Origin of the sequence: Undibacterium sp. Dicai25W (assembly GCF_049340505.1) — a bacterium.
GTDB classification, from domain to species: domain Bacteria; phylum Pseudomonadota; class Gammaproteobacteria; order Burkholderiales; family Burkholderiaceae_D; genus Undibacterium; species Undibacterium jejuense.
On record NZ_JBMPOQ010000017.1, the window covers coordinates 21433 to 44573 of the forward strand.

At 46.7% G+C, this 23141-nt stretch carries 21 protein-coding genes and 1 tRNA gene; 10 read left to right on the top strand and 12 right to left on the bottom strand.

Annotated features, from left to right (window positions below; translation table 11 throughout):
- The first annotated feature begins 148 nt into the window (after positions 1–148).
- On the top strand, positions 149–844 hold the full coding sequence (gene leuE, locus ACO0KY_RS15805; protein WP_422989959.1) for a leucine efflux protein LeuE: 696 nt from the start codon (positions 149–151) through the stop codon (positions 842–844).
- Positions 845–937: 93 nt separating this feature from the next.
- Here the strand turns inward: leuE and ACO0KY_RS15810 are convergent, their stop codons facing one another.
- The 5 genes from ACO0KY_RS15810 to ACO0KY_RS15830 form a co-directional block, all read right to left on the bottom strand.
- Positions 938–1981, bottom strand: coding sequence for an aldo/keto reductase (locus ACO0KY_RS15810; protein WP_423047639.1), 1044 nt, complete (start codon positions 1979–1981; stop codon positions 938–940).
- Positions 1982–1995: 14 nt separating this feature from the next.
- Complete coding sequence (locus ACO0KY_RS15815; RefSeq protein WP_422989963.1) at positions 1996–3042, bottom strand: quinone-dependent dihydroorotate dehydrogenase; 1047 nt, start codon at positions 3040–3042, stop codon at positions 1996–1998.
- A 122-nt stretch (positions 3043–3164) separates the two neighbouring features.
- Positions 3165–3887, bottom strand: coding sequence for an arginyltransferase (locus ACO0KY_RS15820; protein WP_423047641.1), 723 nt, complete (start codon positions 3885–3887; stop codon positions 3165–3167).
- A 42-nt stretch (positions 3888–3929) separates the two neighbouring features.
- Positions 3930–4649, bottom strand: a complete 720-nt coding sequence (gene aat, locus ACO0KY_RS15825; protein ID WP_423047643.1) for a leucyl/phenylalanyl-tRNA--protein transferase — start codon at positions 4647–4649, stop codon at positions 3930–3932.
- Positions 4646–5218 (bottom strand): NUDIX hydrolase, encoded by a 573-nt coding sequence (locus ACO0KY_RS15830; protein WP_423047645.1) that lies wholly within the window; start codon positions 5216–5218, stop codon positions 4646–4648. The genes aat and ACO0KY_RS15830 overlap by 4 nt, the downstream gene beginning before the upstream one ends.
- Positions 5219–5345: 127 nt before the next feature.
- Between ACO0KY_RS15830 and ACO0KY_RS15835 the strand changes: the two genes are divergently transcribed.
- The 8 genes from ACO0KY_RS15835 (at position 5346) to ACO0KY_RS15870 (ending at position 11179) form a co-directional block, all read left to right on the top strand.
- Positions 5346–5422: transfer RNA gene (locus tag ACO0KY_RS15835), tRNA-Met, on the top strand.
- Between the two features lie 548 nt (positions 5423–5970).
- The gene (locus tag ACO0KY_RS15840; RefSeq protein ID WP_423047647.1) at positions 5971–6624 is read left to right on the top strand and encodes a hydrolase; all 654 of its coding nucleotides are present in this window, start codon (positions 5971–5973) and stop codon (positions 6622–6624) included.
- A gap of 97 nt (positions 6625–6721) precedes the next feature.
- A complete protein-coding gene (locus ACO0KY_RS15845; RefSeq protein ID WP_423047649.1) occupies positions 6722–8569 on the top strand; it encodes an amidohydrolase in 1848 nt (615 codons plus the stop codon).
- A gap of 14 nt (positions 8570–8583) precedes the next feature.
- The gene (locus tag ACO0KY_RS15850) at positions 8584–8790 is read left to right on the top strand and encodes a DUF1427 family protein (RefSeq protein ID WP_423047651.1); all 207 of its coding nucleotides are present in this window, start codon (positions 8584–8586) and stop codon (positions 8788–8790) included.
- A complete protein-coding gene (locus ACO0KY_RS15855; RefSeq protein WP_422989977.1) occupies positions 8787–8942 on the top strand; it encodes a DUF1427 family protein in 156 nt (51 codons plus the stop codon). The genes ACO0KY_RS15850 and ACO0KY_RS15855 overlap by 4 nt, the downstream gene beginning before the upstream one ends.
- Positions 8943–9026: 84 nt before the next feature.
- Positions 9027–9452, top strand: a complete 426-nt coding sequence (locus ACO0KY_RS15860) for a DoxX family protein (protein WP_423047653.1) — start codon at positions 9027–9029, stop codon at positions 9450–9452.
- A 26-nt stretch (positions 9453–9478) separates the two neighbouring features.
- Positions 9479–10177 (top strand): YoaK family protein, encoded by a 699-nt coding sequence (locus ACO0KY_RS15865; RefSeq protein ID WP_423047655.1) that lies wholly within the window; start codon positions 9479–9481, stop codon positions 10175–10177.
- Between the two features lie 81 nt (positions 10178–10258).
- Positions 10259–11179: a LysR substrate-binding domain-containing protein gene (locus ACO0KY_RS15870; protein WP_423047657.1), complete on the top strand. Its 921-nt coding sequence runs from the start codon at positions 10259–10261 to the stop codon at positions 11177–11179.
- Between the two features lie 61 nt (positions 11180–11240).
- On the opposite strand, the gene tauC is transcribed toward ACO0KY_RS15870, so the two are convergent.
- From tauC to ACO0KY_RS15905, 7 genes are all read right to left on the bottom strand, one after another.
- Positions 11241–12140 carry a taurine ABC transporter permease TauC gene (gene tauC, locus ACO0KY_RS15875; protein WP_423047659.1) on the bottom strand — a complete coding sequence of 300 codons (900 nt, stop codon included), beginning with the start codon at positions 12138–12140 and terminating at the stop codon, positions 11241–11243.
- Entirely contained in the window at positions 12137–12916 is a 780-nt protein-coding gene (locus ACO0KY_RS15880) for a taurine ABC transporter ATP-binding protein (RefSeq protein WP_423047661.1), read from the bottom strand. Before ACO0KY_RS15880 ends, tauC begins: the two co-directional genes overlap by 4 nt.
- 109 nt (positions 12917–13025) lie before the next feature.
- A complete protein-coding gene (gene tauA / locus ACO0KY_RS15885; RefSeq protein ID WP_423047714.1) occupies positions 13026–14021 on the bottom strand; it encodes a taurine ABC transporter substrate-binding protein in 996 nt (331 codons plus the stop codon).
- A gap of 349 nt (positions 14022–14370) precedes the next feature.
- The gene (locus ACO0KY_RS15890; RefSeq protein WP_423047663.1) at positions 14371–16212 is read right to left on the bottom strand and encodes a family 2A encapsulin nanocompartment cargo protein cysteine desulfurase; all 1842 of its coding nucleotides are present in this window, start codon (positions 16210–16212) and stop codon (positions 14371–14373) included.
- Positions 16213–16216: 4 nt separating this feature from the next.
- Positions 16217–17146 carry a family 2A encapsulin nanocompartment shell protein gene (locus ACO0KY_RS15895; RefSeq protein ID WP_423047665.1) on the bottom strand — a complete coding sequence of 310 codons (930 nt, stop codon included), beginning with the start codon at positions 17144–17146 and terminating at the stop codon, positions 16217–16219.
- 169 nt (positions 17147–17315) lie between these two features.
- Positions 17316–18266 (bottom strand): serine O-acetyltransferase EpsC, encoded by a 951-nt coding sequence (epsC, locus tag ACO0KY_RS15900; protein WP_423047667.1) that lies wholly within the window; start codon positions 18264–18266, stop codon positions 17316–17318.
- A 31-nt stretch (positions 18267–18297) separates the two neighbouring features.
- On the bottom strand, positions 18298–18762 hold the full coding sequence (locus ACO0KY_RS15905) for a rhodanese-like domain-containing protein (protein ID WP_423047669.1): 465 nt from the start codon (positions 18760–18762) through the stop codon (positions 18298–18300).
- 419 nt (positions 18763–19181) lie between these two features.
- Between ACO0KY_RS15905 and ACO0KY_RS15910 the strand changes: the two genes are divergently transcribed.
- Complete coding sequence (locus tag ACO0KY_RS15910) at positions 19182–23114, top strand: sensor histidine kinase (protein WP_423047671.1); 3933 nt, start codon at positions 19182–19184, stop codon at positions 23112–23114.
- Positions 23115–23141: the final 27 nt, after the last annotated feature.

Genomic DNA, 23141 nt, shown 5'->3' on the forward strand with positions numbered 1-23141 from the left:
TATTTTTCCTTGTAAGAGTTTTGTTGGGTGAATATGGGGGATATTCTATGACGGCTTGCCGCTCTGGCAAGTCGCACGTGTCCATGACAAAGTTTGTACGGGGCTGTTATGATCTCTTCCCGCTCAGCTTTCCAACATGGTATTTCAAATGAACGCTTTAATTCACGCCAGCTTTGGCGTCACCGATTTCTGGACTTATTTTTTTGGCACCATTTTCATTGTTTTGTTGCCAGGTCCTAATTCGATGTATGTGTTGAGTGTAGCTGCCCAGCGCGGCATCCGCCCCGCATATCAAGGTGCATGCGGAATTTTTGTCGGCGATTTCATTTTAATGGTGCTCTCAGCAGGTGGTATGGCCACGTTGTTGAAAGGCAGCCCTACGCTGTTTTATGCGGTAAAGTATATCGGTGCAGCGTATCTTGGATGGATAGGCTTGCAGATGCTGCTGCATAGCCGTCGCGGATGGTTGCAGGCAAAGTCAGATCAAAATGTTGCTGCTCGATCAGATAAAGTTGCAACCGCAACAGTGGCGCAAACTTCGATGAGTCAGCCATTTACCAAAGCCTTGATCATCAGCTTGATGAATCCTAAGGCGATCTTATTCTTCATTTCGTTTTTCATTCAGTTTGTTGATCCTGACTTTCATTCGCCATTATTGTCGTATGGGTTTTTGGCGCTGATATGCCAGATTTGTAGTTTTTCTTATTTAACGGTAATCATTCTGGTTGGGGCGAAACTCGCGGATGCGTTTCGTCGTCGGCAACGTTTATCGGCGGGACTGTCAGGTGGTGTGGGCGCGATGTTTATTGGATTTGGTGTGAAGCTCGCGAGTGCTACTTTATAACTCATAGAGACAGGTGCAGAGCAAAAAAATAGAACAGTTTGCCATGAGAAAAAGCTGTTCTATGTTTATTTTGGGCGCGGATTATTACGGGAATTACTGGCCTGGATTGTTGATTTCAGTATGTATCGTTTCGATTGCGCTCATGATGTCCGGACTGAGCTGAACGTCAAATGCATCAATATTTTCTTTGAGCTGGGTCAGGTTAGTCGCGCCGATAATAGTGCTGGTAACGTACCAACGCGAATAACACCAGGCAAGAGCCAATTGCGTCGGCGTCAGGCCGTGAGCACGTGCTAATGCCGCATAGCGTTTGCTGGCTTCTAACACGCTGGCTCTTGTATAGCGCGGGCTCCAGGTTGGCGGGAAGATCGTCAGGCGACCATGGGCTTTGGCATCGTCGGCGTATTTTCCTGTGAGCTGACCAAATGCCAGCGGGCTATACGCTAGTAGGCCAACGTTTTCACGGAAGCATGTTTCATCCAGACCTTGTTCAAATGCCCGATTAACCAGATTGCAGGCGTTTTGTATCGAGGTCAGGCGTGGAAGCTGTTGTTGTTCTGCCTGCCGCACAAATTCACTCACGCCCCAGGCGCTTTCATTGGATACGCCATAGGCGCGGATTTTGCCTTCTTTGATTAAGTCCGCTAACACTGCGACAGTTTCTGCAATCGCGATATGCGGGCGTTCTAACTCTGGGTTGAATTGCTTTTGCCCGAAGATAGGTGCATTGCGGCTAGGCCAGTGCAACTGATACAGATCGATATAATCGGTTTGTAAACGCTGCAGGCTAGTTTCGATTGCAGCGCGAATATTCACAGCATTCAAATCATTCTCGCCACTGCGTATCCAATGCATGCCACGTGAAGGGCCCGCCACTTTGGTGGCCAGGATGACTTTGTCGCGTGCACCCGATTTTTTGAGCCAACTGCCGATGTATTGTTCCGTTTTTCCTTGCGTTTCAGCCCGTGGCATCACCGGATACATTTCAGCAGTATCGATAAAATTGATCCCACGTTCCAGCGCGTAATCGAGTTGCGCGTGCGCTTCGCTTTCGCTGTTTTGTTCGCCAAAAGTCATGGTGCCGAGGCAAATTTTGCTGACCTGGAGCTGGCTCGTACCGAGTGCGACGGTTTGCATTGGCGTTCTCTCGTTTAGGTTCTGACGTTGCGCAAAGCGGCCGCGCATTCTTTGACCAACGCTGGGCCTTGGTAGATCAGGCCGGAATACAGCTGTACCAGAGACGCGCCTTCACGAATTTTAGTCGCTGCATCTTCTCCGGAAAAAATTCCACCAACGCCAATGATGGGCAATTCATCGCCAAGTTCGGCCTTTAATGCGCGAATGACGCGATTGGACAGTTCAAACACCGGTTTGCCTGATAGACCGCCTGCTTCTTCAGCAAATGGCAGGCCTTTGACTGCGTCGCGTGTAATCGTGGTATTGGTCGCGATGACGCCATCAATTTTATGGCGTAGCAAAGCATCTGCAATCGTTTTGATTTGTTCCGCATCGATATCAGGTGCGATTTTCAGGGCGACTGGCACATAACGTTTATGCTTATCGGCCAGAGCTTGTTGCGCCGATTTGAGCTGGGCCAACAAGTTATCGAGTTCATCTGCCCCCTGTAATTGGCGTAGATTTTTGGTATTTGGTGAAGAAATATTGACTGTCACATAGCTTGCGTAAGGGTAAACTTTTTCCAGGCAATGCAGGTAATCATCAGCGGCACGTTCAATGGGTGTATCAGCGTTTTTACCGATGTTAAGTCCCAGAACACCTTGTTTATCCTGATAAAAGCGGGAAGACTGAACGTTGCGAACAAATGCATCTACGCCGCCATTATTGAAGCCCATACGATTGATGATGGCTTCTGCCTTCGGCAGGCGGAACATGCGTGGTTGCGGATTGCCAGGTTGTGCGCGCGGTGTGACCGTGCCAATTTCTATTGATCCAAATCCCAATGCGGCAAGACCATCAATATATGCACCATCCTTATCGAGGCCGGCAGCCAGACCGACAGGATTAGGGAAGTGCACCCCCATCACGGTGCGCGGGTCATCTGCTGGTTTGCTAAATAAACCACCTAGTCCCGATTTGCTCATGCGTTGCAGCGCCGGTAAGGTCAGATGATGGGCTTTTTCCGGTTCCATAGAAAATAGGACGGAGCGTGCCAGGGCATATAAAAGTTTTTCAGGCATAGTATTGATGAATATTGATGAAAATAGGAGATACGTATTAAAAGGGTGATTTGTTATTCTCTGTGGCAAGTTTTTTGCCGGTTGATTCTGATAGCTACTGGTGTTGCTTCGCTATGGCATTCTTATAACGGCTCCCAGCGACCATGCATCAGCGCATCCAAAGGTTTGAAGTTGATCTTATAAGCCATTTTAGGGCTTGCGGCAATCCAGTAGCCAAGATAAACATAGGGTAGCGCGAGTTCTTTGGCCTGACGTATTTGCCATAGGACATTGTAAGTGCCGTAAGACGTATTCGTATCGTCCGGATCGAAAAAAGTATAAACCGATGACAGTCCATCGGTAAGAATGTCGATCAGGCTGACCATTTTTAAAGCGCCATGCTGATCGCGAAATTCGACTAGTCTCGTATTCACCCGACTTTGCAATAGGAATTGTGCGTACTGATCGCGGCTATCCTGATCCATGCCGCCGCCAGCATGTCGGTAATGCTGATATCGCTGGTATAGTTCGTAATGCTCGTTTGAATAGGCGAGTGCGGTGACTGTGGCGTGCAATTCGGCGTGCTTCTTTTCGGCGCGCCTTTGGCTGCGGTTAGGCCCAAATTCGTCAACTCGCACGCGCACTGGCGTACAGGCACGACAACTGTCGCAATGGGGGCGATAAATAAAAATGCCGCTGCGGCGGAAACCACTCTTGACTAGCTCTGAATAGGTATCAGCATTGATCAGATGGGCTGGTGTTGCCACTTGCGAACGCGCTTGCAGGCCATCCAAATAGCTGCATGGGTAGGGGGCTGTGGCATAGAACTGTATGCTCACAAAAGGCAAGTCATTGAGTTGAGTCACGTTATCGTTACCCTTGCTTTGCGCATCCGGTGCATCATTTAATTACTTGAAATTTGGTTCAACGAGTGGTTGCCAAGTCGAGATCGCAGGCATCGCAGTTGCCACTTGTATCCAGCTCAGAAAATCTGAGCGTGGAATCGGTCTGGCACCAAGCGACGCCAGATGAGACGTCTCTTGCTGGCAGTCTATCATTTTCACGCCATGTTCACGTAAGAAAAAAACCAGATGACTTAAGGCAACTTTTGAGGCATTGGAGACCCGTGCAAACATGGATTCGCCGTAAAACATATGACCTATGCAAACGCCATAGGCGCCACCTACCAATTCTCCATCCAGCCATACCTCTGACGAATGCGCAAAACCTGCGCGGTGCAAGGCACAATAGCCTGCCACAATATCTTCCGAGATCCAGGTGCCAGCGCCATCTCTGCGCGGGGCTGCGCAGGCGCGCATGACTTGTTCAAACGCACTATCAAAGCGAATTTCCCAGCGCGGGTCTTTTTGAATCTTCTTTAATACCCTCTGCAAACTGTCTGACACTTTAAAATCATCCAGTTGCAACACCATGCGCGGATCGGTTGACCACCATAAAATAGGTTGTCCTTCTGAAAACCAAGGGAAAATTCCATGTCGATAAGCGTCCAGCAGGCGTTCGGGGGATAAATCAGCCCCCGCAGCCAGCAAGCCTGGGGCACCTTGTTTTTCTGTTAATGCTGTGTTGACATTGGGAAATGGCGTATCTTTTTCCAGCCAGGGTATCAAGTGCTACTCCGCATGGGTTTGAAAATGTCTTCTTCATGGAGTGAAAATTGCCCACCCTCACGCACTTTTTTGAGATCGCTGAAGAAAAAGCGCAAAGTGTGACTGATAGTGGGGAACGCAATGTCGTCCCACGGGATGTCATTTTCTGCAAATATCTGCACATCCAGGCTTTCAATGCCCGCGGCATAGTTAAGATCCAGCAACGTCGCGCGATAAAACAAATGCACTTGATGTACGTGGGGGACGTTGATGATAGAAAATAATTCATGGAGCTCGATATTGGCGCCAGCCTCTTCTATCGTTTCACGTTGTGCTGCCTGCGCCGAGGTCTCGTTATTTTCCATGAAACCGGCAGGCAAGGTCCAAAAACCGAGGCGCGGCTCAATCGCACGCTTGCATAAAAGGATTTTCAATTCGCCATCGTGCTCCCAGACAGGAATGGAGCCGACCACTAATTTGGGGTTTTGATAGTGAATAGCGCCGCAAGCCGTGCAGACAAATCGTTCCCGGGTGTCATCAACAGGGATTTTCAGCTCAACTGGTGCAGCGCATTCAGAACAAAATTTCATAGCAGAATAGAATAAATTTGAGTGATGTCAGCAGTGTATCATCTGCCGAGGTCACAGAGATAATCAGAATAAAGAGGGCCGGCAATTGCGCATTGCAGTAAAATCGTGTATAGTTTCATTCTTCAGACGCGGGGTGGAGCAGTCTGGCAGCTCGTCGGGCTCATAACCCGAAGGTCGTAGGTTCAAATCCTGCCCCCGCAACCAGATTCGGCAAAAAGGCTTACAGATTTTCTGTAAGCCTTTTTGCATTTCGCGATATATTTTCTCAACATTTGCCGCATCGAAGATTCGAAGTTCTTCGGACTTCTCGGTCTATTTACCTGGAACACAGGGTTTGTAGAAAAAAGTCTGCTTTTGCTTGCTACAGATCACATCGATTGTGAGTTACGTTGAGTATCTATCTATCTGTCTTGCCACCTCGCACATCCATTAACGTTTCAATTAATTGCTGCTGCAATTTTTGGTCTGAATAGCGCATCGATGTGTGGGATTAAAAAACACGATATTTCGATCGCCTTTCGGATCGTTCATCAAAGTGCAATTCCTTTGAGCGCAGATAATTTTTTGATTAATTGATATTCGAAAATTTCGATGATACTTCATGAAATTTTCCGTTTTTCATTTTCTTTTTACTATTTCATAATGCGAGTCCTGAAGTCATCGAGACTGGAATGTCAGCCGGTGCCAGAGGAATTTGATCTCATTCATATTCGAATTACTTGCATATTTTTTGTAAAACCAAGGAGAAATTCATGCCAATCGCCAAAGCTCAGCCAGGAAACACTTTACTTAATCCAAGCAATCATGCCTTGATCATGATTGATCATCAATCTCAAATGGCATTTGCCACCAAATCCATCGATCCGGTTCAGCTTCGTAACAATACTGCTTTAGTGGCGAAAGCGGCGAAAGAATTTAAGGTAGCCACGATCCTGACGACGGTCGCAGAAAAATCATTTTCGGGCCCGATGTTTGATGAAATCAAATCTGTTTTCCCGGAACATGACGTGATTGATCGCACTACGATGAATACCTGGGAAGACGCGCGTATTGCTGATCGCGTTAATTCATTTGGTAAAGATAAAATTGTTTTTGCCGGGCTGTGGACATCCGTGTGCATCGTTGGTCCGGTTCTCTCGGCATTGGATCAAGGTTTTGAGGCTTATGTCATCACTGATGCAAGCGGAGACGTTTCTGATGAGGCGCATGAACGAGCGATAGAGCGCATGATTTTACAGGGTGCTCGCCCAATGACTTCTTTGCAGTATCTTCTTGAGTTGCAGCGCGACTGGGCACGTAGTGAAACTTATAATGAGACTGTCGCAACGTCGATTGCGCATGGTGGTGGTTATGGTCTGGGATTGATTTATGCAAAGACCATGTTTAACGCCAGCGAAGCACATTAAGCCAATAACAGTTGGGCAAAGATCGCCTCGTTTTTTATGAATATTGAATACGTGGCGATCGTATCAATTCAAATCAGTTTCACAAAAGAGGACAATAATGAGCGCTGAGCTAATTTTATATAATGGCCATTTTCATACCTTGGATAAGCAACATCCCATTGCAAGTGCAGTCGCGATTGAGGATGGAAAATTTGTCGCTGTCGGTGAAACTGAAGAAGTAATGCGCTTGCGTGATTCAGCGACCAAGTTAGTCGATTTGGCTGGCCACACAGTTATTCCGGGGTTGAACGATTCCCACATGCATTTGATACGTGGTGGCTTGAACTATAACCTTGAGCTTCGCTGGGAGGGGATACCATCATTGGCGGATGCTTTAATGATGTTGAAGGAGCAGGCATTGCGTACGCCATCCCCGCAATGGGTGCGGGTAGTGGGAGGGTGGACGGAATTTCAATTTGCTGAAAAGAGAATGCCCACGCTGGAAGAAATTAATGCAGCAGCACCAGATACGCCTGTTTTTATTTTGCATTTGTATGATCGCGCGCTGCTCAATCGAGCCGCCCTACGTGCAGTTGGCTACACTAAAGACACACCCAATCCGCCGGGCGGAGAAATTCAACGCGATAAGCACGGTAACCCAACCGGCATGTTAGTGGCAAAACCAAATGCCATGATTCTCTATTCTACCCTGGCAAAAGGTCCGACTTTACCGCTTGAACAGCAGATCAATTCGACCCGGCAGTTCATGCGCGAGTTGAACCGGCTTGGTGTCACGAGTGTGATTGACGCAGGTGGTGGATTTCAGAATTATCCCGAAGATTATCAAATTGTTGATCAACTGGCGAAAGAAAACCAACTAACCATACGTATTGCTTATAACCTCTTTACCCAACGCAAGGGGCAGGAATTAGACGATTTCCAAAAATGGACAGACATGGTTACTCCAGGGCAGGGTGATGATTACTTTCGGCATAACGGTGCCGGTGAAATGTTGGTTTTTTCGGCTGCCGATTTTGAAGATTTTCTTGAGCCTCGTCCTGAGCTGGCAGCAGGTATGGAAGACGAACTTGAAAAGGTTGTCCGTCACCTTGTTGCTAATAGATGGCCTTTCCGTTTGCATGCCACTTACGACGAATCGATTAGCCGTATGCTCGATGTGTTCGAAAAAGTCAATCGAGACATTCCATTCGCTGGTTTGCATTGGATGTTTGACCATGCGGAAACCATTAGTCAGCGCAATATTGATCGCGTAAGTGCTTTAGGTGGTGGTATTGCGATTCAACACAGAATGGCGTTTCAAGGTGAGTATTTTGCCGAACGTTATGGGCTTGAAGCTGCAAAGAATACGCCACCGATTAATCGTATGCTAGCAAGTGGCGTACCAGTCGGTGCTGGTACTGATGCCACCCGCGTTGCCAGCTATAACCCGTGGACAGCCTTATATTGGCTGGTCTCTGGTCGAACGGTGGGTGGAATGACTTTGTATGATCAGGCTGGCGTTTTGCCGCGTGAAACGGCGCTTGAATTGTGGACAGCCGGCAGTGCCTGGTTTTCTAACGAACAAGGAAAAAAAGGTCGGATTAAGGTGGGACAATTGGCTGATCTCGCCGCACTATCCAGTGATTTTTTTAGTGTTGACGAAGATAGCATCAAATCAATCGAGTCAGTGCTCACGGTCGTCGGCGGCAAGATCGTTTATGGTGCATCAACGTTCGCAACATTTGGGCCGCCTTCATTGCCTGTGCTGCCGGATTGGTCTCCGGTTAGGACTGTTCCCGGTCATTGGAAACCCGTATTGCAGAAGCAAACTAGCTTGCCACACCAATGTGCTGGTGCATGTGGTGTGCACGCGCATGCGCATGATGTCGCACGAAGATCGTCTGTGCCTGTATCAAGCAATACGGGTTTTTGGGGTGCGCTTGGATGTAGCTGCTTTGCCTTTTAAAGGAGAATACGACCATGACCATGCGTTTAAAGAAAATTTTACTCGGCTTATCACTATCATTATGTGTTGGGCTTGCGTGCCGAATGGCAAAAATTCCCGTTCCTTCACCCCCGGTATTGAGTGGAGCTTTGTTGGTGTTTATGATGAGCAGTGGTTTTTGGTTGGTCGATCGTTATTTGGAAAAGCGTTCCAAGCCGGAAGTTTCTGAGGGTATCAAATGATGGCGCTGGTTGCAGGATCGATATTGGGTTTGTCGGTGGGGGCGGCTTGTCGTTGGTTTGATTTGCCGTCGCCGACGCCACCCACGCCCGTGGGTGCCTTACTCGTTGTAGCAATGACTTTGGGCTATGTTCTACCCGATTTTATCCTTTAAATGATCGGCATTGATAAAGGTTAGTCAACGTTAGGCAGCGTTAATCAGCATTAATTTGTAGTATCAAACTAAGGAAAAATTACGATGGCATCGCTTACCTCATTTTTGCGTCGTCTTTATAGCAAAGATACAGAACATTTGCATGACTTGGGTCTGCTGTATTTGCGCGTTTGCGGCGCATTGCTCTTACTGTATGTTCATGGCCTTCCCAAAATTCTTCATTTCAGCAATGAGCTACAGCGCATTGAGGATCCTGTCCATATAGGCAAAGGCTTTTCACTCTGTTTTTCTATTTTTGCTGAGGTCATTTGTCCCTTACTGATTATTGCTGGTGTATTCGTGCGAGTTGCAGCACTGTCAGTCGTGTGTCTTTTGGTGGTGGCGATGTTTTTGGTTCATCCAGATTGGTCGGTTGCAGAGGGGCAATTTGGTTGGCTATTCATGATCATTTTCGGCACCGTTCTGATTGCAGGCGCAGGTCGTTTTTCTGTTAATGTAAAAAAACTATAAAGCTAAATTCAAATCAATCATCGCCTATGATATCTTTAAAAATCGCTGACACAGATCGACACCATCTGGTGCAAAATATCAGCTTAAGTTTTTTGGCCGGCTATATTGATACTATCGGTTTCGTTGCCTTGTTTGGCTTGTTTACAGCCCACGTGACCGGAAACTTCGTATTGATAGGTGCTGAGCTGGTGCGCCCGTCACATGGTGTCTTGATCAAATTTCTCGCGTTTCCTGCATTTGTTTTAGCAGTGGCATTCACGAGATTAGTCGTCATTTGGCGCGAAAAGCAAGGCAAGCCCGCAACGCCCTCTCTGCTTTTATTGCAGCTTGTGTTGTTGCTTGGTTTCTTGTTTACTGGATATTGCGCTGAACCGATTACTGACACCAGCACAACGATGGCGCTGCTGGCTGGTATTCTAGGCGCTGCGAGTATGGGGGTTCAAAATGCCGCTAGTCGATTGACCCTGACACACATGACGCCTACTACCGTGATGACGGGAAATGTGACCCAGCTTGTTATTGACCTGGTTGATATTGTTCGTCATACGGCCGATGAGGAAACACGTAGCCGATGCGTTAAATTTTTTTGGCCAGTGATTTTCTTTGGTATTGGTGCCGTCGGTGGGGCATTCGCTTATAGTCATGTGCATTTTCTCGCTTTGCTACTTCCAGCCGTTCTGCTTATTTACTTGTATTTTATTGAAGTGAGCAGAGACACCGCCTGAGCAATTAAACTCAACAAAGCAAGCTTGTGTATGATGTCGATTTTTTACACATCCATACATTGTTCAGAAATGGAATAAGCTATGTTCAGAATTAGCCTCGATGCTTTGATGATCTTAGATGCAATCGACAGGCGCGGTTCTTTGTCAGCAGCCGCCACTGAATTGCATCGAGTTCCATCCACCATTTCATACAGTGTTGCCAGACTTGAAGAAGATTTGGGTGTCCAAATTTACGACCGACAAGGGCCGAAAGTTAGTTTGACACGTGCTGGTGAAGAGCTCCTCAACGAGGGGCGATATTTGCTTCGCATCGCAGATGATCTGGAAAAGCGGGTCATGCGCGTTGCGTCAGGATGGGAGACTGAGCTCAATATTGGTCTGGAGTCCTTATTTGCACCTATTTCGCTGGAAACTGATATTGCTGCGTTTTGCGGCGTCGCAGGAGGCACACGTTTGCGCTTTTCACGCGAGTCCCTGACAGGTTCATGGGAAGCATTACTTGATCGCCGGGTAGATCTGATGATAGGTGCGCCGGGTCAAGGCCCCTCCGGCGGTGGATACGTGGCGGAAGAAATTGGTAAGATTTCTTTCGTATTTGCCGTCGCACCTACCCATCCATTAGCCAAAGTAAAAGGCAAAATAAAAAAAGAAGAATTGCTGTTGCATAAGGCAATTAGCGTTTCTGATACCGCAAGGCGCCTGGCGCCGCGCACGATTGGATTGATGTATGGACAAAATGTTGTTGCTGTTCCGGACATGCAAAGTAAGCTGGGTCTACAGTTAAGTGGAATCGGTTTTGGTTTTTTACCTGAACCTTATGCCCGAAAGGCAATCGCGTCCGGTGCATTAATTAAAAAAGAAGTAGAAGAACCTAAACCTGATGAGACTTTTTATCTAACGTGGCGGGCAGGGGAAGTCGGCGCCGCTTTAGGGTGGTGGATAGAGCGCATGCGCCACGTCGATTTGACGGGGCGCCTGATTGAATCGATTTCAGTTGTTTGATATCGTCAATCTGGATTACGTTGCATCATTTGATGCGCTCTCTGTTTTTTTATCTTCTTTCTTACGTTTTTTCACTCCAGGGTACGAGTATCTTTTGTAATCGCCGCAATCCCCACTCAAAGATAAATGCGATCAGAGCAATGACGATAATGCCCATCACAACTACATCCGTAACTAAAAACTGGGCAGCGGATTGAATCATAAACCCTAAGCCGCGGGTTGCCGCGATTAACTCGGCTGCGACCAGGGTGGACCAGCCGACACCAAGACCGATCCGGACGCCGGTAAGTACATCCGGCAAGGTAGAGGGAAGAATGACATACCGTATGAGTTGCCAGCGGTTAGCACCCAAAGATAAGCTGGCGCGAATGCGACTTTGATCCACGCGTCGTACACCTTGCACGGTAGAGATGGAGATAGGTGCGAAGACAGCCAGATAAATTAAAATCACTTTTGAGGTCTCACCGATACCAAACCAAATGACGATGAGTGGCAAGTAGGCGAGAGGTGGTATCGGTCGATAAAAATCAATGAGAGGATCAATTGTTGCACGTGCATAGCGATTGAGCCCGATAAAAATCCCGATCGGCACAGCAGTTACTGTCGCCAAAATTAATGCTACTAACACTCTGGCAATGCTGGTTACAGTATGTGCCAACAAGCTTGCATCAACAAAACCTTCGTCGGCGACAGAAATAAATTTCCGTAACACTGAAGCCGGAGACGGTAAAAATAGTTCTGGCACTACTTTTAAGGCACTGAACGTGTACCAGATCAATAGCAATATTGCAAACGTGAGCAGGCTGTAGGCGCGGTCAGGTAAGTGTTGCCGCCAGTGATGGAATTTTTGTAATGCTGGAGTGACTGATGCTGGCGTGACTGAAGCTTGATCAGATTGCTTAAGATGTTGAGGTGCTTTAAAAAATTCATTCAGCGCAAATTCTCTGGCTTGTTCGCTCATATAGGCACCTCCTCTTGGGCCAATAATTCTTGTAAAACTTGTTCGCGTAATTCGACAAATTCGCGACTGGATTTGATGCTGCGGGTGCTTTCGCCTTCTGTAAAGCGTCGACCAAAATCAAGCTGACGTATGCTATCGATGCGTCCGGGTCTGGCGCGTAGTAGTACCAAGTCAGTGGCAAGAAATAAGGCTTCTTCGACGCTGTGGGTAATCATCAGCATACCTTTGCCGGAGAGCTTCCAGACATGCAATAAATGTTCTTGCATGCGTGCGCGGGTCAGGGCATCGAGTGCACCTAAAGGTTCATCAAGGAGCAAGAATCGCGGCTCTACCGCCAGCGCTCGCGCTAAGCCAACGCGTTGTCGCATGCCGCCTGAAATTTTCCAGATCGGATAATCAGCAAACGCCTCTAAGCCAGTTACTTTCAGATATTTGTGGGTTTGTTCCTCGCGCACAGCTTTGCTGTTGCCTGCTAATTGCAGACCAAATGCGACATTTTCTTTGACAGTTTGCCATGGTAAGAGTGCGTCGTCCTGAAATACAACGCCGCGATCAGCGCCTGGTCCTGTGATAGGCGTTCCATCGATGCTGAGATGGCCGCTGGTTGGAGATTCAAAACCAGCGATCAGATTTAGTAGCGTAGTTTTGCCGCAGCCAGATTCACCGATCACAACCGTAAAGCTGCCGTCTTGCAGTTCCAGATTGATACTACTTAATACGTCTTGGGTTTGTTCTTTACCCGGAAAGCGGATACCTACATGATCAAGTTTTATCATACGATTTTACAAATCAGGACTTTAAAAAGGAGACAGGCGTTCAATCAGCCGTTCTGCAACGACTATCTGACGCGCCTGATTGCTCAGCGACTTCGTGCAGCGTGACAAATTATAATTGCGCCGCTTTTTTTGCGTACTGTGCATTCACATACGGACGATAGTCATTTAAGACTTGCTCTGCTTTTTTCTGATCTTTCAAAAATAACGACGTGTCACTGATTGCTTTAACCGTGCCACCAGCTAACAAGCGTGGTGAAATTTGTTCGTCGAGTGTTGGGAAAATCGAGCTTTGTAATAAGGCAGGCACATCCGCTTTATTAGCACCAGTTAATCGGGCAATCTTATTTGCCTGAGCGGAATCGGCGGTCCAGCCAGATCCGTGTTGACGATAGTCTGCATAGGCTTTTCCAGTAATTTTGACGAATGCAGTCACAAAGTCAGGATGGCTCTTTGCAAAATCTTTACGCACTATCCAGGCATCAAATGTTGGTGCGCCCCATTTGGCAACTTCAGCTGAATTGGTCAGTACCGTACCTGTTTCTTTGACTTTGCCTAAAGCTGGATCCCATACATAAGCGGCATCGATATCACCGCGCTGCCATGCAGCGGAAATTTCTGTCGGGCGAAGGTTAAGAATTTCTACTTTTTTCGGATCGACACCCCAGTGTTTTAAAGCCGCTAGCAAGCTGTAATGGGTGGTTGATGCAAATGGTACAGCCACTTTTTTTCCAATCAGATCTTGCGGTGTTTTGATATTGCTGCCATTGCGTACCACCAGTGCTTCTGCTTCACCAATTTCTGCGGCAATGAAGATGGTTTCAATCGGCGATTCGCGACTGGCTGCGGCCGCCAGTGGGCTGCTGCCGACATAGCCGATCTGGATGTCGCCGGACGCTACTGCGGTAATGACTTCGCCGCCGCTTTCAAATTTACGCCAATTGATTTTCCAGCCAGTTTGCTTTTCATACTCGCCATCTGCTTGTGCGATTTTGGAAGGCTCAACGACGGTTTGATAGGCGATGCTGACTTCTTTATCTGCGGCATACGTAGCGCCTGATAGCGCAGAGAAAATAGTAATTGCCGGTAATATTTTCTTGAATGACAAACCCATAAAAACCTCCAAAGGTAGTTGAGAAAAGAAGTGCGGATAAGCAGGCTCTTATTAAATGTTTTTCGAGCGCTTGAATTTGATTTTAGGTAGCTTTGTCACTATCGGAAACGAATCATTTCGATCATCGATATGCGAAATTTATTGATTTTCTCAGGCGCTTATGTCGAAATTGAATAGTGCTTGTTGTTCGTATTGGTTTAGCTTTTTTGGAAGTTAAGATGTTGAATCGTAGAAGATGGCAGAACACGAAATTGAGAGGGGTTTTCTTTTAAGTTCGTCAAAAAAATGCCCAAATTGCATAATCAAATTTGGGCATTGGTATAGCGTTGAAGAGTAAAAATTTTTATTTATACGGCGTCTTTCTTTGAGCTACCAGACGTGCGACTACTGATACCAACCGATCGACTTCTTCGCAGGTATTGTAGAAAGCCAGTGAAGGTCGTACAGTGGCCTCAAGGCCGAAACGACGTAAAATGGGTTGCGCGCAATGATGTCCGGAACGTACGGCGATTCCTTCTTCATTGAGCGCTTTACCCACTTCTTCGGTTTGATAACCATCCAGTACAAACGAAAGAACGCTGGCTTTATCTTGCGCTGTACCGATCAATCGTACGCCACGAATAGATTGCATGCCATAAGTTGCGTAGGCGAGCAGATCATGTTCGTAGCGAGCGATGTTTTCGATGCCGATGCGCTCGATATAGTCTATCGCAGCACCTAAACCAACTGCATCAGCGATATTTCCTGTGCCGGCTTCAAAACGATTCGGCGGCGGTTGATAAATGGTGCGCTCAAACGTGACGTCTGCGATCATATTGCCGCCACCTTGCCATGGCTGCATATTTTCCAGAATATCGCGTTTGCCATACACGACGCCGATACCAGTTGGGCCGAACAGTTTATGGCCGGAAAAGACAAAGAAATCTGCATCCAATGCTTGTACGTTCACACGCATATGCGACACTGACTGGGCACCATCAATCAATACTTTGGCACCTGCACGGTGAGCCAGATCGATGATTTCTTTTACCGGAACGACGGTACCCAATGCATTCGATACTTGCGTGACCGATACCAGTTTAGTGCGACTATTGAGCAAACGTGTGTACTCGCTCAAGATCACCTGGCCACTGTCATCTACCGGAATTACGCGTATTTTGGCGCCAGTTTGGGTCGCCAATTGTTGCCACGGTACGATATTGGCGTGATGCTCCAGATGCGAGACGATGATTTCGTCACCTTCGCCAATGTGTTGTACACCCCAGGTTTTGGCCACCATATTAATTGCCTCTGTCGTACCGCGAACAAAGATAATTTCTTCTGCTGAACTGGCCCCGAGGAACTTGGCGACTTTTTTACGTGCGCTTTCATACGCATCGGTAGCTCGTGCAGCTAACTCATGGGCGGCACGATGTATGTTCGAATTTTCATGTTCATAAAAATACGAAATGCGATCAATTACCGATTGCGGTTTTTGCGTGGTTGCTGCATTGTCAAACCAGACTAGTTGTCGGCCATTCACACGTTCTTGCAGAATCGGAAAGTCTTTGCGAATCGCGTGAACGTCGAAGGGCGGACGTGCACTGGCTGCCAGATTCGGCGCTGCACCGGCATGACTCCCCTGAGGTCCTGGATAACGCAACGGGTCAATAAAATAAAATGACCCAGCCGGATTGCTGGCATCGGCCGCTCTGGCTGAAGGAATCCCACCGGAGCGCAATGCCGGTTCTTCTGCGTTGAGCAAGCCACGGAGATCCGTATCCGTTGGTGTGCTAAAGGTTTGTAGCCCAGGCAGGTTTGCGCCGCCCGGATTACCTGCCGGATAGCTGCTTACATCACCCAGGAAATAAAAAGGCGTTGTTGGTGCAGGTGAATGTTGCTTTAATGGTTCAATTGCCGGTAGCGCTGCCGTATACCCAGCTGGTGCCACCTCGGCAACGGCGGCTCTTGGTGTTGCAGGTGGTGTGGTTGGAATGCCCACCGGAGCCGGATGCACTCCAACGGATTGTCCCACCTCGTTACGTGAAAAATGTCCAGGCAAACCGGCGGGCAAGTCCGGTGCTGGTACCCCGCGGAGAGGATTGCGTTCCCCATTGGGCAGGGCGGCGAAAAATTCGCTCGCTAACTGCGCCAGTTCTGCCGGGTCGGGCAATCCACCGCTCAGATTGAAGGGATCGTTACTCATTTAATTACTTGTAGGTGTCTGGATATTCATGAAACTTGCCGATTTCAACATCGTCAAGCACCGCCAATGCATCATCGGATTGAATCGCCAATGAGCAATACAGAGAGATGAGGTAAGAAGAGATTGCATTGCGGCTGATACCCATGAAACGCACGGACAGGCCGGGGCTTTGTTCACCCGCCAGACCCGGTTGGAATAAGCCGACCACGCCTTGACGTTTATCTCCAACACGCAGTAACAGAATCTTGGTTTTACCATCTGCCACAGGTACTTTGTCTGATGGCACCAATGGGATGCCGCGCCAGGTCAGGAATTGCGAACCGAACAAACTGACAGTTGGTGGTGGTACGCCACGACGTGTGCATTCACGTCCGAAAGCAGCAATCGCTAATGGATGGGTCAGGAAGAACGCTGGTTCTTTCCAGACTTTGGTCAGCAACTCATCCAGATCATCAGGGGTAGGTGCACCTGTCAGAGGGAAAATGCGCTGATCGTCTGCCACGTTAGCTAATAAGCCGTAGTCCGGATTGTTGATCAGTTCGCTTTCTTGACGTTCTTTGATGGTTTCAACAGTCAGACGTAATTGCTCTTTGATTTGATCATGTGGGCTGCTGTACAGATCAGAGATGCGGGTATGTACGTCGAGGACGGTAGAAACGGCGTTCAGGAAGTATTCACGTGGTTTTTCGTCGTAATCGACAAAAGTTTGTGGCAGATCGGATTCATCACGTTGCGAGCACGCGACGCGTACATCGCGTGGATTTTTGACTTTATTTAAACGGTAAATACCAGCTTCCACTGGCAACCACTCCAATAAATGAGTTAACCAACGTGGACTAACCGTGGAGAGTTTGGGAACTGTTTTTGTTGCATTTGCTAGTTGTCTTGCTGCGTCATCGCCTAATGCTAATTGCTGATTTGCTGCTTCTGCCATGGTTGCTCCTTGAAATAAGTCAATTAAAAGAAATTACTAACGGCGTCACAACGCCAAATTGACGCTGGTAACGGTAAAGCTAGTTCTAACAGTGCTTATCTGATGCATCTACAACAACTCACAACGATTAATATGATCATTATTAGTGTTATGAACGCATTCATAAATGTTACGGGTGGACGGTGCGTCCTTGTTGTAATGAACCCGCTTGCGTTACATGGCTGCCAGCGGGCACGTCTTGCGTAATCCATACATTGCCGCCGATGACTGCGCCGCGCCCTATGGTGACGCGTCCCAATACGGTAGCGCCGGCATAAATCACGACTTCATCTTCAACGACTGGATGGCGTGGGAGTCCTTTTTGTAGTGTGCCGTCGGCGTCAGCAGGAAAGCGTTTCGCACCTAAGGTGACAGCTTGGTAAATACGGACATTGGCACCGATGATGGCGGTTTCACCAATGACGACCCCAGTACCGTGATCAATGAAAAAACCAGTGCCGATGCTGGCACCAGGATGGATGTCTATTCCGGTTTGTGCATGTGCCAATTCAGCCGCGATACGTGCCAGAAGTGGTACGCCTAGCTGGTACAAACAATGGGCTATCCGATGGTGAATTAAAGCCAAAATGCCAGGGTAGCAAAGTAAAACCTCATCGACGCTACGTGCCGCAGGATCACCTTGATATGCGGCAATGACATCACTATCGAGTAAAGACCGGATGTCGGGCAGGCTGCGTGAAAAACTACGCACAATTTGCAATGCTTGCTGGTCAATATTTTCTCGCTCTTTACCCTCGTATCGAGCGACATACATGAGCTCTAGACGGACCTGCGTGTATAGAGAGTGGAGCGCCAGATCCAGGGTATGTCCAACATAAAAATCTTCGCTCTCCTGACGCAGTTCTACCGGACCCAGACGCATAGGAAATAAAGCGCCACGCAAACCAGCCATAATTTCGGACACAGCTTCGCGCGACGGTAACTCACGCCCGCCTGGTTCTGTTGAGCGTTGTCTGCCTTCTCGCCATTGGTGTCTGACTGCTGCTAATTCACTGACTACCCGGTCTATATCAAAAACTGGTGTTCGTACTTCGTAAGTGACCGGCGCTTTATTGCTCATTCCTGTTGACTCCAATGCTTAAGCAAAACGATTAACTTTGTACCCAGGGCAATCCATGAAAACGCCAACCATCTGCGCTGCCACGATGTTGCTCTGCATTGAGTTCACCTTCAAAGCCCTCGAGTACATTATAGATGTCAGTGAACCCGGCTTTTTTTGCTGCATCGGCTGCCAGTGCGGAACGTTTGCCACTGCGACACAGCAACAGAATTTTCTTGTCTTTGCCGACTTTAGATTCCAGTTCACGAACAAAGCGTGGATTCCTGGTCATACTGGTTCCAGTTGCCCATGCCACGTGTACGCTGTCTGGCACAAAGCCAACAAAAGCACGTTCTTCTGCCGTCCGCACATCGACCAGTACTGCCTGACCAGTTGAAAATAGCGCCCATGCTTTTTGCGGTGACACTCCATCGGCGTTGCTATCGGTAGACAACAACGTACCGCTCACGGCATCTTTTGGATTTCCAGCGCTGGAATGTTCAAAAGAGGTGTCCATACTTTTCTCCTTGTAAATTTCTGAGAATGGCCATTTCTCGCGAAATAACGATTCCTGAATACAAGAATACGTAAGTCTCTTAATTTGGAAAACGAATAAAAATATATTTATATATGTGGAAAAAGATATTAGGGCTTAATTTCATCAAATTGAATCTCTGACTTTTGTTGGAATTTCATTTTGAATGTTCCACTTCTACATCATGCTGAATTCGACCAGGGTGCATTAAATATGGTTAGTATTGCAACGGTATTGGATGAATGGTAATTTGCAGTTAAATTTCTGAGATTTAAAACGTCAAAAATTATTTCTTGAGTTTGTGCAATTGGCGGTGATGCCAGAGGCTTATGCTACACTCGTTTTTGTCATTGCCGCCAAAACTGGTTCTCTGGTATCTTGCTTCAACATTGAGGAAGTTCATGACCAGCATTATCCATCAGTTAATGTTGTTCTTAGTTAAACTTTTTCGAGTGTTACTCCTCGTTGGTTTTGTCTATCAAGCAAACGCTGGCACTGTTCGTGGCGCACTTCGTTTTGAGCAGATTGGCGCAGAACATGGGCTGGAGGTTCAGTCGATCACATCGGTTGTGCAAGACAGGCAGGGCTTAATGTGGTTTGGTACTCAACGCGGCTTGTTCGTGTTTGATGGCTACCGGGCAAAAAATTTCCAACATATCAAAGATCAGCCGGACAGTTTGTCGGATAACTGGATATTGGCGCTCCATTGCGATGCTCAAGGCGATATATGGATAGGGACTTCGTCGGGTTTTAGTCGATATCACTCGGCAAATGGAAAATTTCAACAGTATCAAATCAGAGAAAATGTTGAGAGTCCTCCGCTCAATATCCGTATTAGCGATATTGTTCCCGATAAGGATAAAGGCTTGTGGCTTGCAAGTGAAAAAGGCCTGATTAATTTTAATTTTGCCAGCGAAAAATTTACGGTTCGGCGGCATGATCAAAACGATAAGCAAAGTATACGTGATGATGCGATTACATCTTTGGTATCTGATCTTCATGGTGATCTTTGGATTGGTACGCGGATAGGATTGGATAAATTGGATGTCGCGCGCAATGACATCTTTCATGTTAGTGAGAGTTCATTTAAGAAGCAAAGACCCGAGAGAAACTTTATCTCAGCGCTCTATGCGGAAGCGGATACATTATGGGTAGGAAGTTTTGCCGGACTGTCCAAAATAAATATCAGTAGTCCTGAACTTATTCGACAACCGGTGTTAACTGATACTGATTTAACGGACGAAAAAATCCAAAGTCTTTTGGTGGATAGTAATCATCAATTGTGGATAGGGACGCTGGACAATGGATTAACCCGGTTTGATCCTAAGACAAATGCGCTGACAAATTTTAGAAATCGTCCTCTGGATCAGCATAGCTTGAGCGCAAATACCATTGATAGATTATTTCAAGATACTAATGGCACGCTTTGGATTGCAACCCATTCTGGTGGCATAAGCAGTGTCGATCTTGCCAGTGGCGGATTTAAACGCTTTGTGCAGATAATGAATGATGCTACTGGTATTAATGATAGTCGTATCCGGTTTATTATGGATGCGGGAAAAAATCGCTTATGGCTCGGGACGATCAGTAGTGGTCTGATGCTGTTTGATTTGAATTCGCATGAATTTAAGCAGTGGAAGCATAACGCGAAAGATCCACACAGTTTAGTTAGCAATCAAGTTAGGAGCGTCCGGCGCGACAGCAAGAATCAATTATGGGTTGGCACAACTGCCGGGCTTGATCTGTTTAACCAGGTAAGGCAACAATTTATTCACGTCCCTTTAAGCGATAAGCCTGACATTAATAATATTGAAGATATTCACTTTGACCGTTCCGGTGGCATGTGGATTGCTACGCGTGGCGGGGTTTTGTATCGTCCAACTTCCGCATCCCCATTTCAGCTTTTTACGCATGATCCGGCAAATCCGCATAGTTTAATAAACAATTGGACATTTTCGATTATTGAAGATGTTGATGGAAATATTTGGATAGGGACGTTTAGCGGGCTGGAACGCTTTGATTCAGATACGCGTAGCTTTTCCCATTTTTTACATCATGCTGATAAAGCAGATAGTCTCAGTCATGATCGTGTTCAGTATCTGTACCGAGACGTCAAAGGAGTCGTGTGGGTCGGTACTTCTGGCGGGCTGAACCGCATGAAAAGGCTAAGCGGTAACAATATAAGTTTTCGTTTTTACCCAACTAAAATCGATGGTTCTTCTGAATCGATCGGGGCGATCGCCGAAGACCCACGTGGCAATATTTGGATCAGTAAAATCTCTGGAATTTCAAAAATTGATCCGCAATCGGGTGCCTACAAAAATTATACGGCCAGTGATGGCATCGTTGAGGGTTCTTATTTGATTGGCGCTGGCGCAACAACTGCAGATGGTCAAATTCATTTTGGTAGTTTTAACGGGTTTACCTCGTTTTTTGCGGATGACATTCGCGAAAATCATCAGGCGCCAAAAATTGTCATAAATAATCTGTCGGTGGTGAAAAAGACTTTAGTCAATCCAGGGGCGACAATTTTTTCTGGTGATCAGCCGTCCCAGGTTCCCAGAGAAATTAAAATTGTTTACCCAGATTCTTCATTCGACATTGAATTTGCGGCGTTGCATTTCGCTGCTCCTTCTCAGAATTCGTATGCTTACCAACTGCAGGGCTTTGATAAAAATTGGATAAATACCGACGCGTCAAAACGCTATGCTAACTATACCAATCTCGATCCCGGGCACTACGTTTTTAAGGTCATTGCCAGCAACAAGGATGGCGTTTGGAACCAGGAAGGGGCTAGTGTCATTATTACAGTAACTCCACCTTATTGGAAAACCTGGTGGTTTCGAATTTGTTCCCTGTGTGCCTTTGTATTCGCAGTGGCTACTTTATTAATTTCTCGTGAAAAAATACTTAAAAATCAAAAAAACATGCTGGAACTCACGGTAAAAAAACGCACTGAGGAGTTGCAAAAGCAGAAAACGGAAGTTGAGCAGGCACACCACAACATCTCTGTTTTGAGTGAAATAGGTAAGAAAATTACGGCAAATTTAGATCAGGAAGCGATCATTCGCGTCCTCTACGAACAAGTAAATTCATTGATGGATGTCGATTATTTTGCGGTAGGATTTTACCTTCCGCAAGAGCAGCAGATGATGTTTTCTTGTGTATTTGATGATGGCGTATCGTTGCCTTCATTTTGCTTTGATAGTCGCAATAAAATCTTATTAAGTACTAAGTGTCTCAATGATGAAGTCGACATTTTGATTAATGATTGGGAGTTGGAAAAAACTCAGGATGGGTTAATGCCAGAGTGGATATTCTCTGAGAAAAACATTGTTGATAAAACCTTGGTTGTAGGTTCACACGAGATAAAAACCAAGTTATCGATGTTATACGTTCCTTTTTTTGTTAGTGGCACGATACGTGGAGTCATTAGTGTGCAAAGTGAGAAAAAATCTGCATACCATGACACTGACCTCGATATTTTGCGTACTTTGGCATCTTACGTCGGGGTGGCGTTACACAATTCAGAAACTTATCAGCAATTAATTTCAACTCAAAGTCAGCTCGTTGAGCGTGAAAAATTAGCGGCATTAGGTTCTCTGGTCGCTGGCATTGCGCACGAACTCAATACGCCAATTGGTAATAGTCTTCTTATCGCCAGTTCTATTGAAGACCATCTGCGTGGCATTTCAAACGTAGTCGCATCGGGGGCAATCAAGCGCTCAGAATTTTTGAAACTTACCGAACAATGTGTAGATGCGTGTAAAGTTTTGCTCAGAACTTTGGCAACGAGTTCACGTTTGGTTAGTAGCTTTAAACAGGTGTCTGTTGATCAGACAAGTGATAAACAACGCAGCTTCAATCTCGAATTAACGGTGAAAGAAATATTGACCACGATGAATAATCAAATTCGTCTATCTGGCCATAATATTACTGTCGATATTCCTTCTGATATCGTCATGCATAGTTATCCTGGTCCTTTAGGTCAAGTTCTGATTAATCTACTTCAAAATGCGATCGTCCATGGATTTGATGGAATGAAAAATGGGGCGATGGAGATTTTAGCCAGAGTAAACGATCAACAGCACGTCGTTATTCAATTCAAAGACAATGGCTTGGGAATTCCGGAAAAAAATATCAAGCATATCTTTGAACCATTTTTTACCACGAAACTAGGTCAGGGTGGTTCTGGATTGGGACTCAGTGTTACATACAATATTGTCAGTTCGATTCTCAATGGAAAAATCAGTGTAGAAAGTCATCCTGGCTTAGGTACCACATTTACCTTGGTTTTACCATTGAGTGCCAATAGCTCTGGCGGTGTTGTTTGATGGTGGATGATGGTAGGGGATGTACTG

What these genes read in the sequence shown, in the direction of transcription:
- leuE (WP_422989959.1), top strand. Translation starts at nt 149, where the DNA reads ATGAACGCTTTAATTCACGCCAGCTTTGGCGTCACCGATTTCTGGACT.
- ACO0KY_RS15810 (WP_423047639.1), bottom strand. Translation starts at nt 1,981, where the DNA reads ATGCAAACCGTCGCACTCGGTACGAGCCAGCTCCAGGTCAGCAAAATT.
- ACO0KY_RS15815 (WP_422989963.1), bottom strand. Translation starts at nt 3,042, where the DNA reads ATGCCTGAAAAACTTTTATATGCCCTGGCACGCTCCGTCCTATTTTCT.
- ACO0KY_RS15830 (WP_423047645.1), bottom strand. Translation starts at nt 5,218, where the DNA reads ATGAAATTTTGTTCTGAATGCGCTGCACCAGTTGAGCTGAAAATCCCT.
- ACO0KY_RS15840 (WP_423047647.1), top strand. Translation starts at nt 5,971, where the DNA reads ATGCCAATCGCCAAAGCTCAGCCAGGAAACACTTTACTTAATCCAAGC.
- ACO0KY_RS15845 (WP_423047649.1), top strand. Translation starts at nt 6,722, where the DNA reads ATGAGCGCTGAGCTAATTTTATATAATGGCCATTTTCATACCTTGGAT.
- ACO0KY_RS15850 (WP_423047651.1), top strand. Translation starts at nt 8,584, where the DNA reads ATGACCATGCGTTTAAAGAAAATTTTACTCGGCTTATCACTATCATTA.
- ACO0KY_RS15855 (WP_422989977.1), top strand. Translation starts at nt 8,787, where the DNA reads ATGATGGCGCTGGTTGCAGGATCGATATTGGGTTTGTCGGTGGGGGCG.
- ACO0KY_RS15860 (WP_423047653.1), top strand. Translation starts at nt 9,027, where the DNA reads ATGGCATCGCTTACCTCATTTTTGCGTCGTCTTTATAGCAAAGATACA.
- ACO0KY_RS15865 (WP_423047655.1), top strand. Translation starts at nt 9,479, where the DNA reads ATGATATCTTTAAAAATCGCTGACACAGATCGACACCATCTGGTGCAA.
- ACO0KY_RS15870 (WP_423047657.1), top strand. Translation starts at nt 10,259, where the DNA reads ATGTTCAGAATTAGCCTCGATGCTTTGATGATCTTAGATGCAATCGAC.
- tauC (WP_423047659.1), bottom strand. Translation starts at nt 12,140, where the DNA reads ATGAGCGAACAAGCCAGAGAATTTGCGCTGAATGAATTTTTTAAAGCA.
- ACO0KY_RS15880 (WP_423047661.1), bottom strand. Translation starts at nt 12,916, where the DNA reads ATGATAAAACTTGATCATGTAGGTATCCGCTTTCCGGGTAAAGAACAA.
- ACO0KY_RS15890 (WP_423047663.1), bottom strand. Translation starts at nt 16,212, where the DNA reads ATGAGTAACGATCCCTTCAATCTGAGCGGTGGATTGCCCGACCCGGCA.
- ACO0KY_RS15895 (WP_423047665.1), bottom strand. Translation starts at nt 17,146, where the DNA reads ATGGCAGAAGCAGCAAATCAGCAATTAGCATTAGGCGATGACGCAGCA.
- epsC (WP_423047667.1), bottom strand. Translation starts at nt 18,266, where the DNA reads ATGAGCAATAAAGCGCCGGTCACTTACGAAGTACGAACACCAGTTTTT.
- ACO0KY_RS15905 (WP_423047669.1), bottom strand. Translation starts at nt 18,762, where the DNA reads ATGGACACCTCTTTTGAACATTCCAGCGCTGGAAATCCAAAAGATGCC.
- ACO0KY_RS15910 (WP_423047671.1), top strand. Translation starts at nt 19,182, where the DNA reads ATGACCAGCATTATCCATCAGTTAATGTTGTTCTTAGTTAAACTTTTT.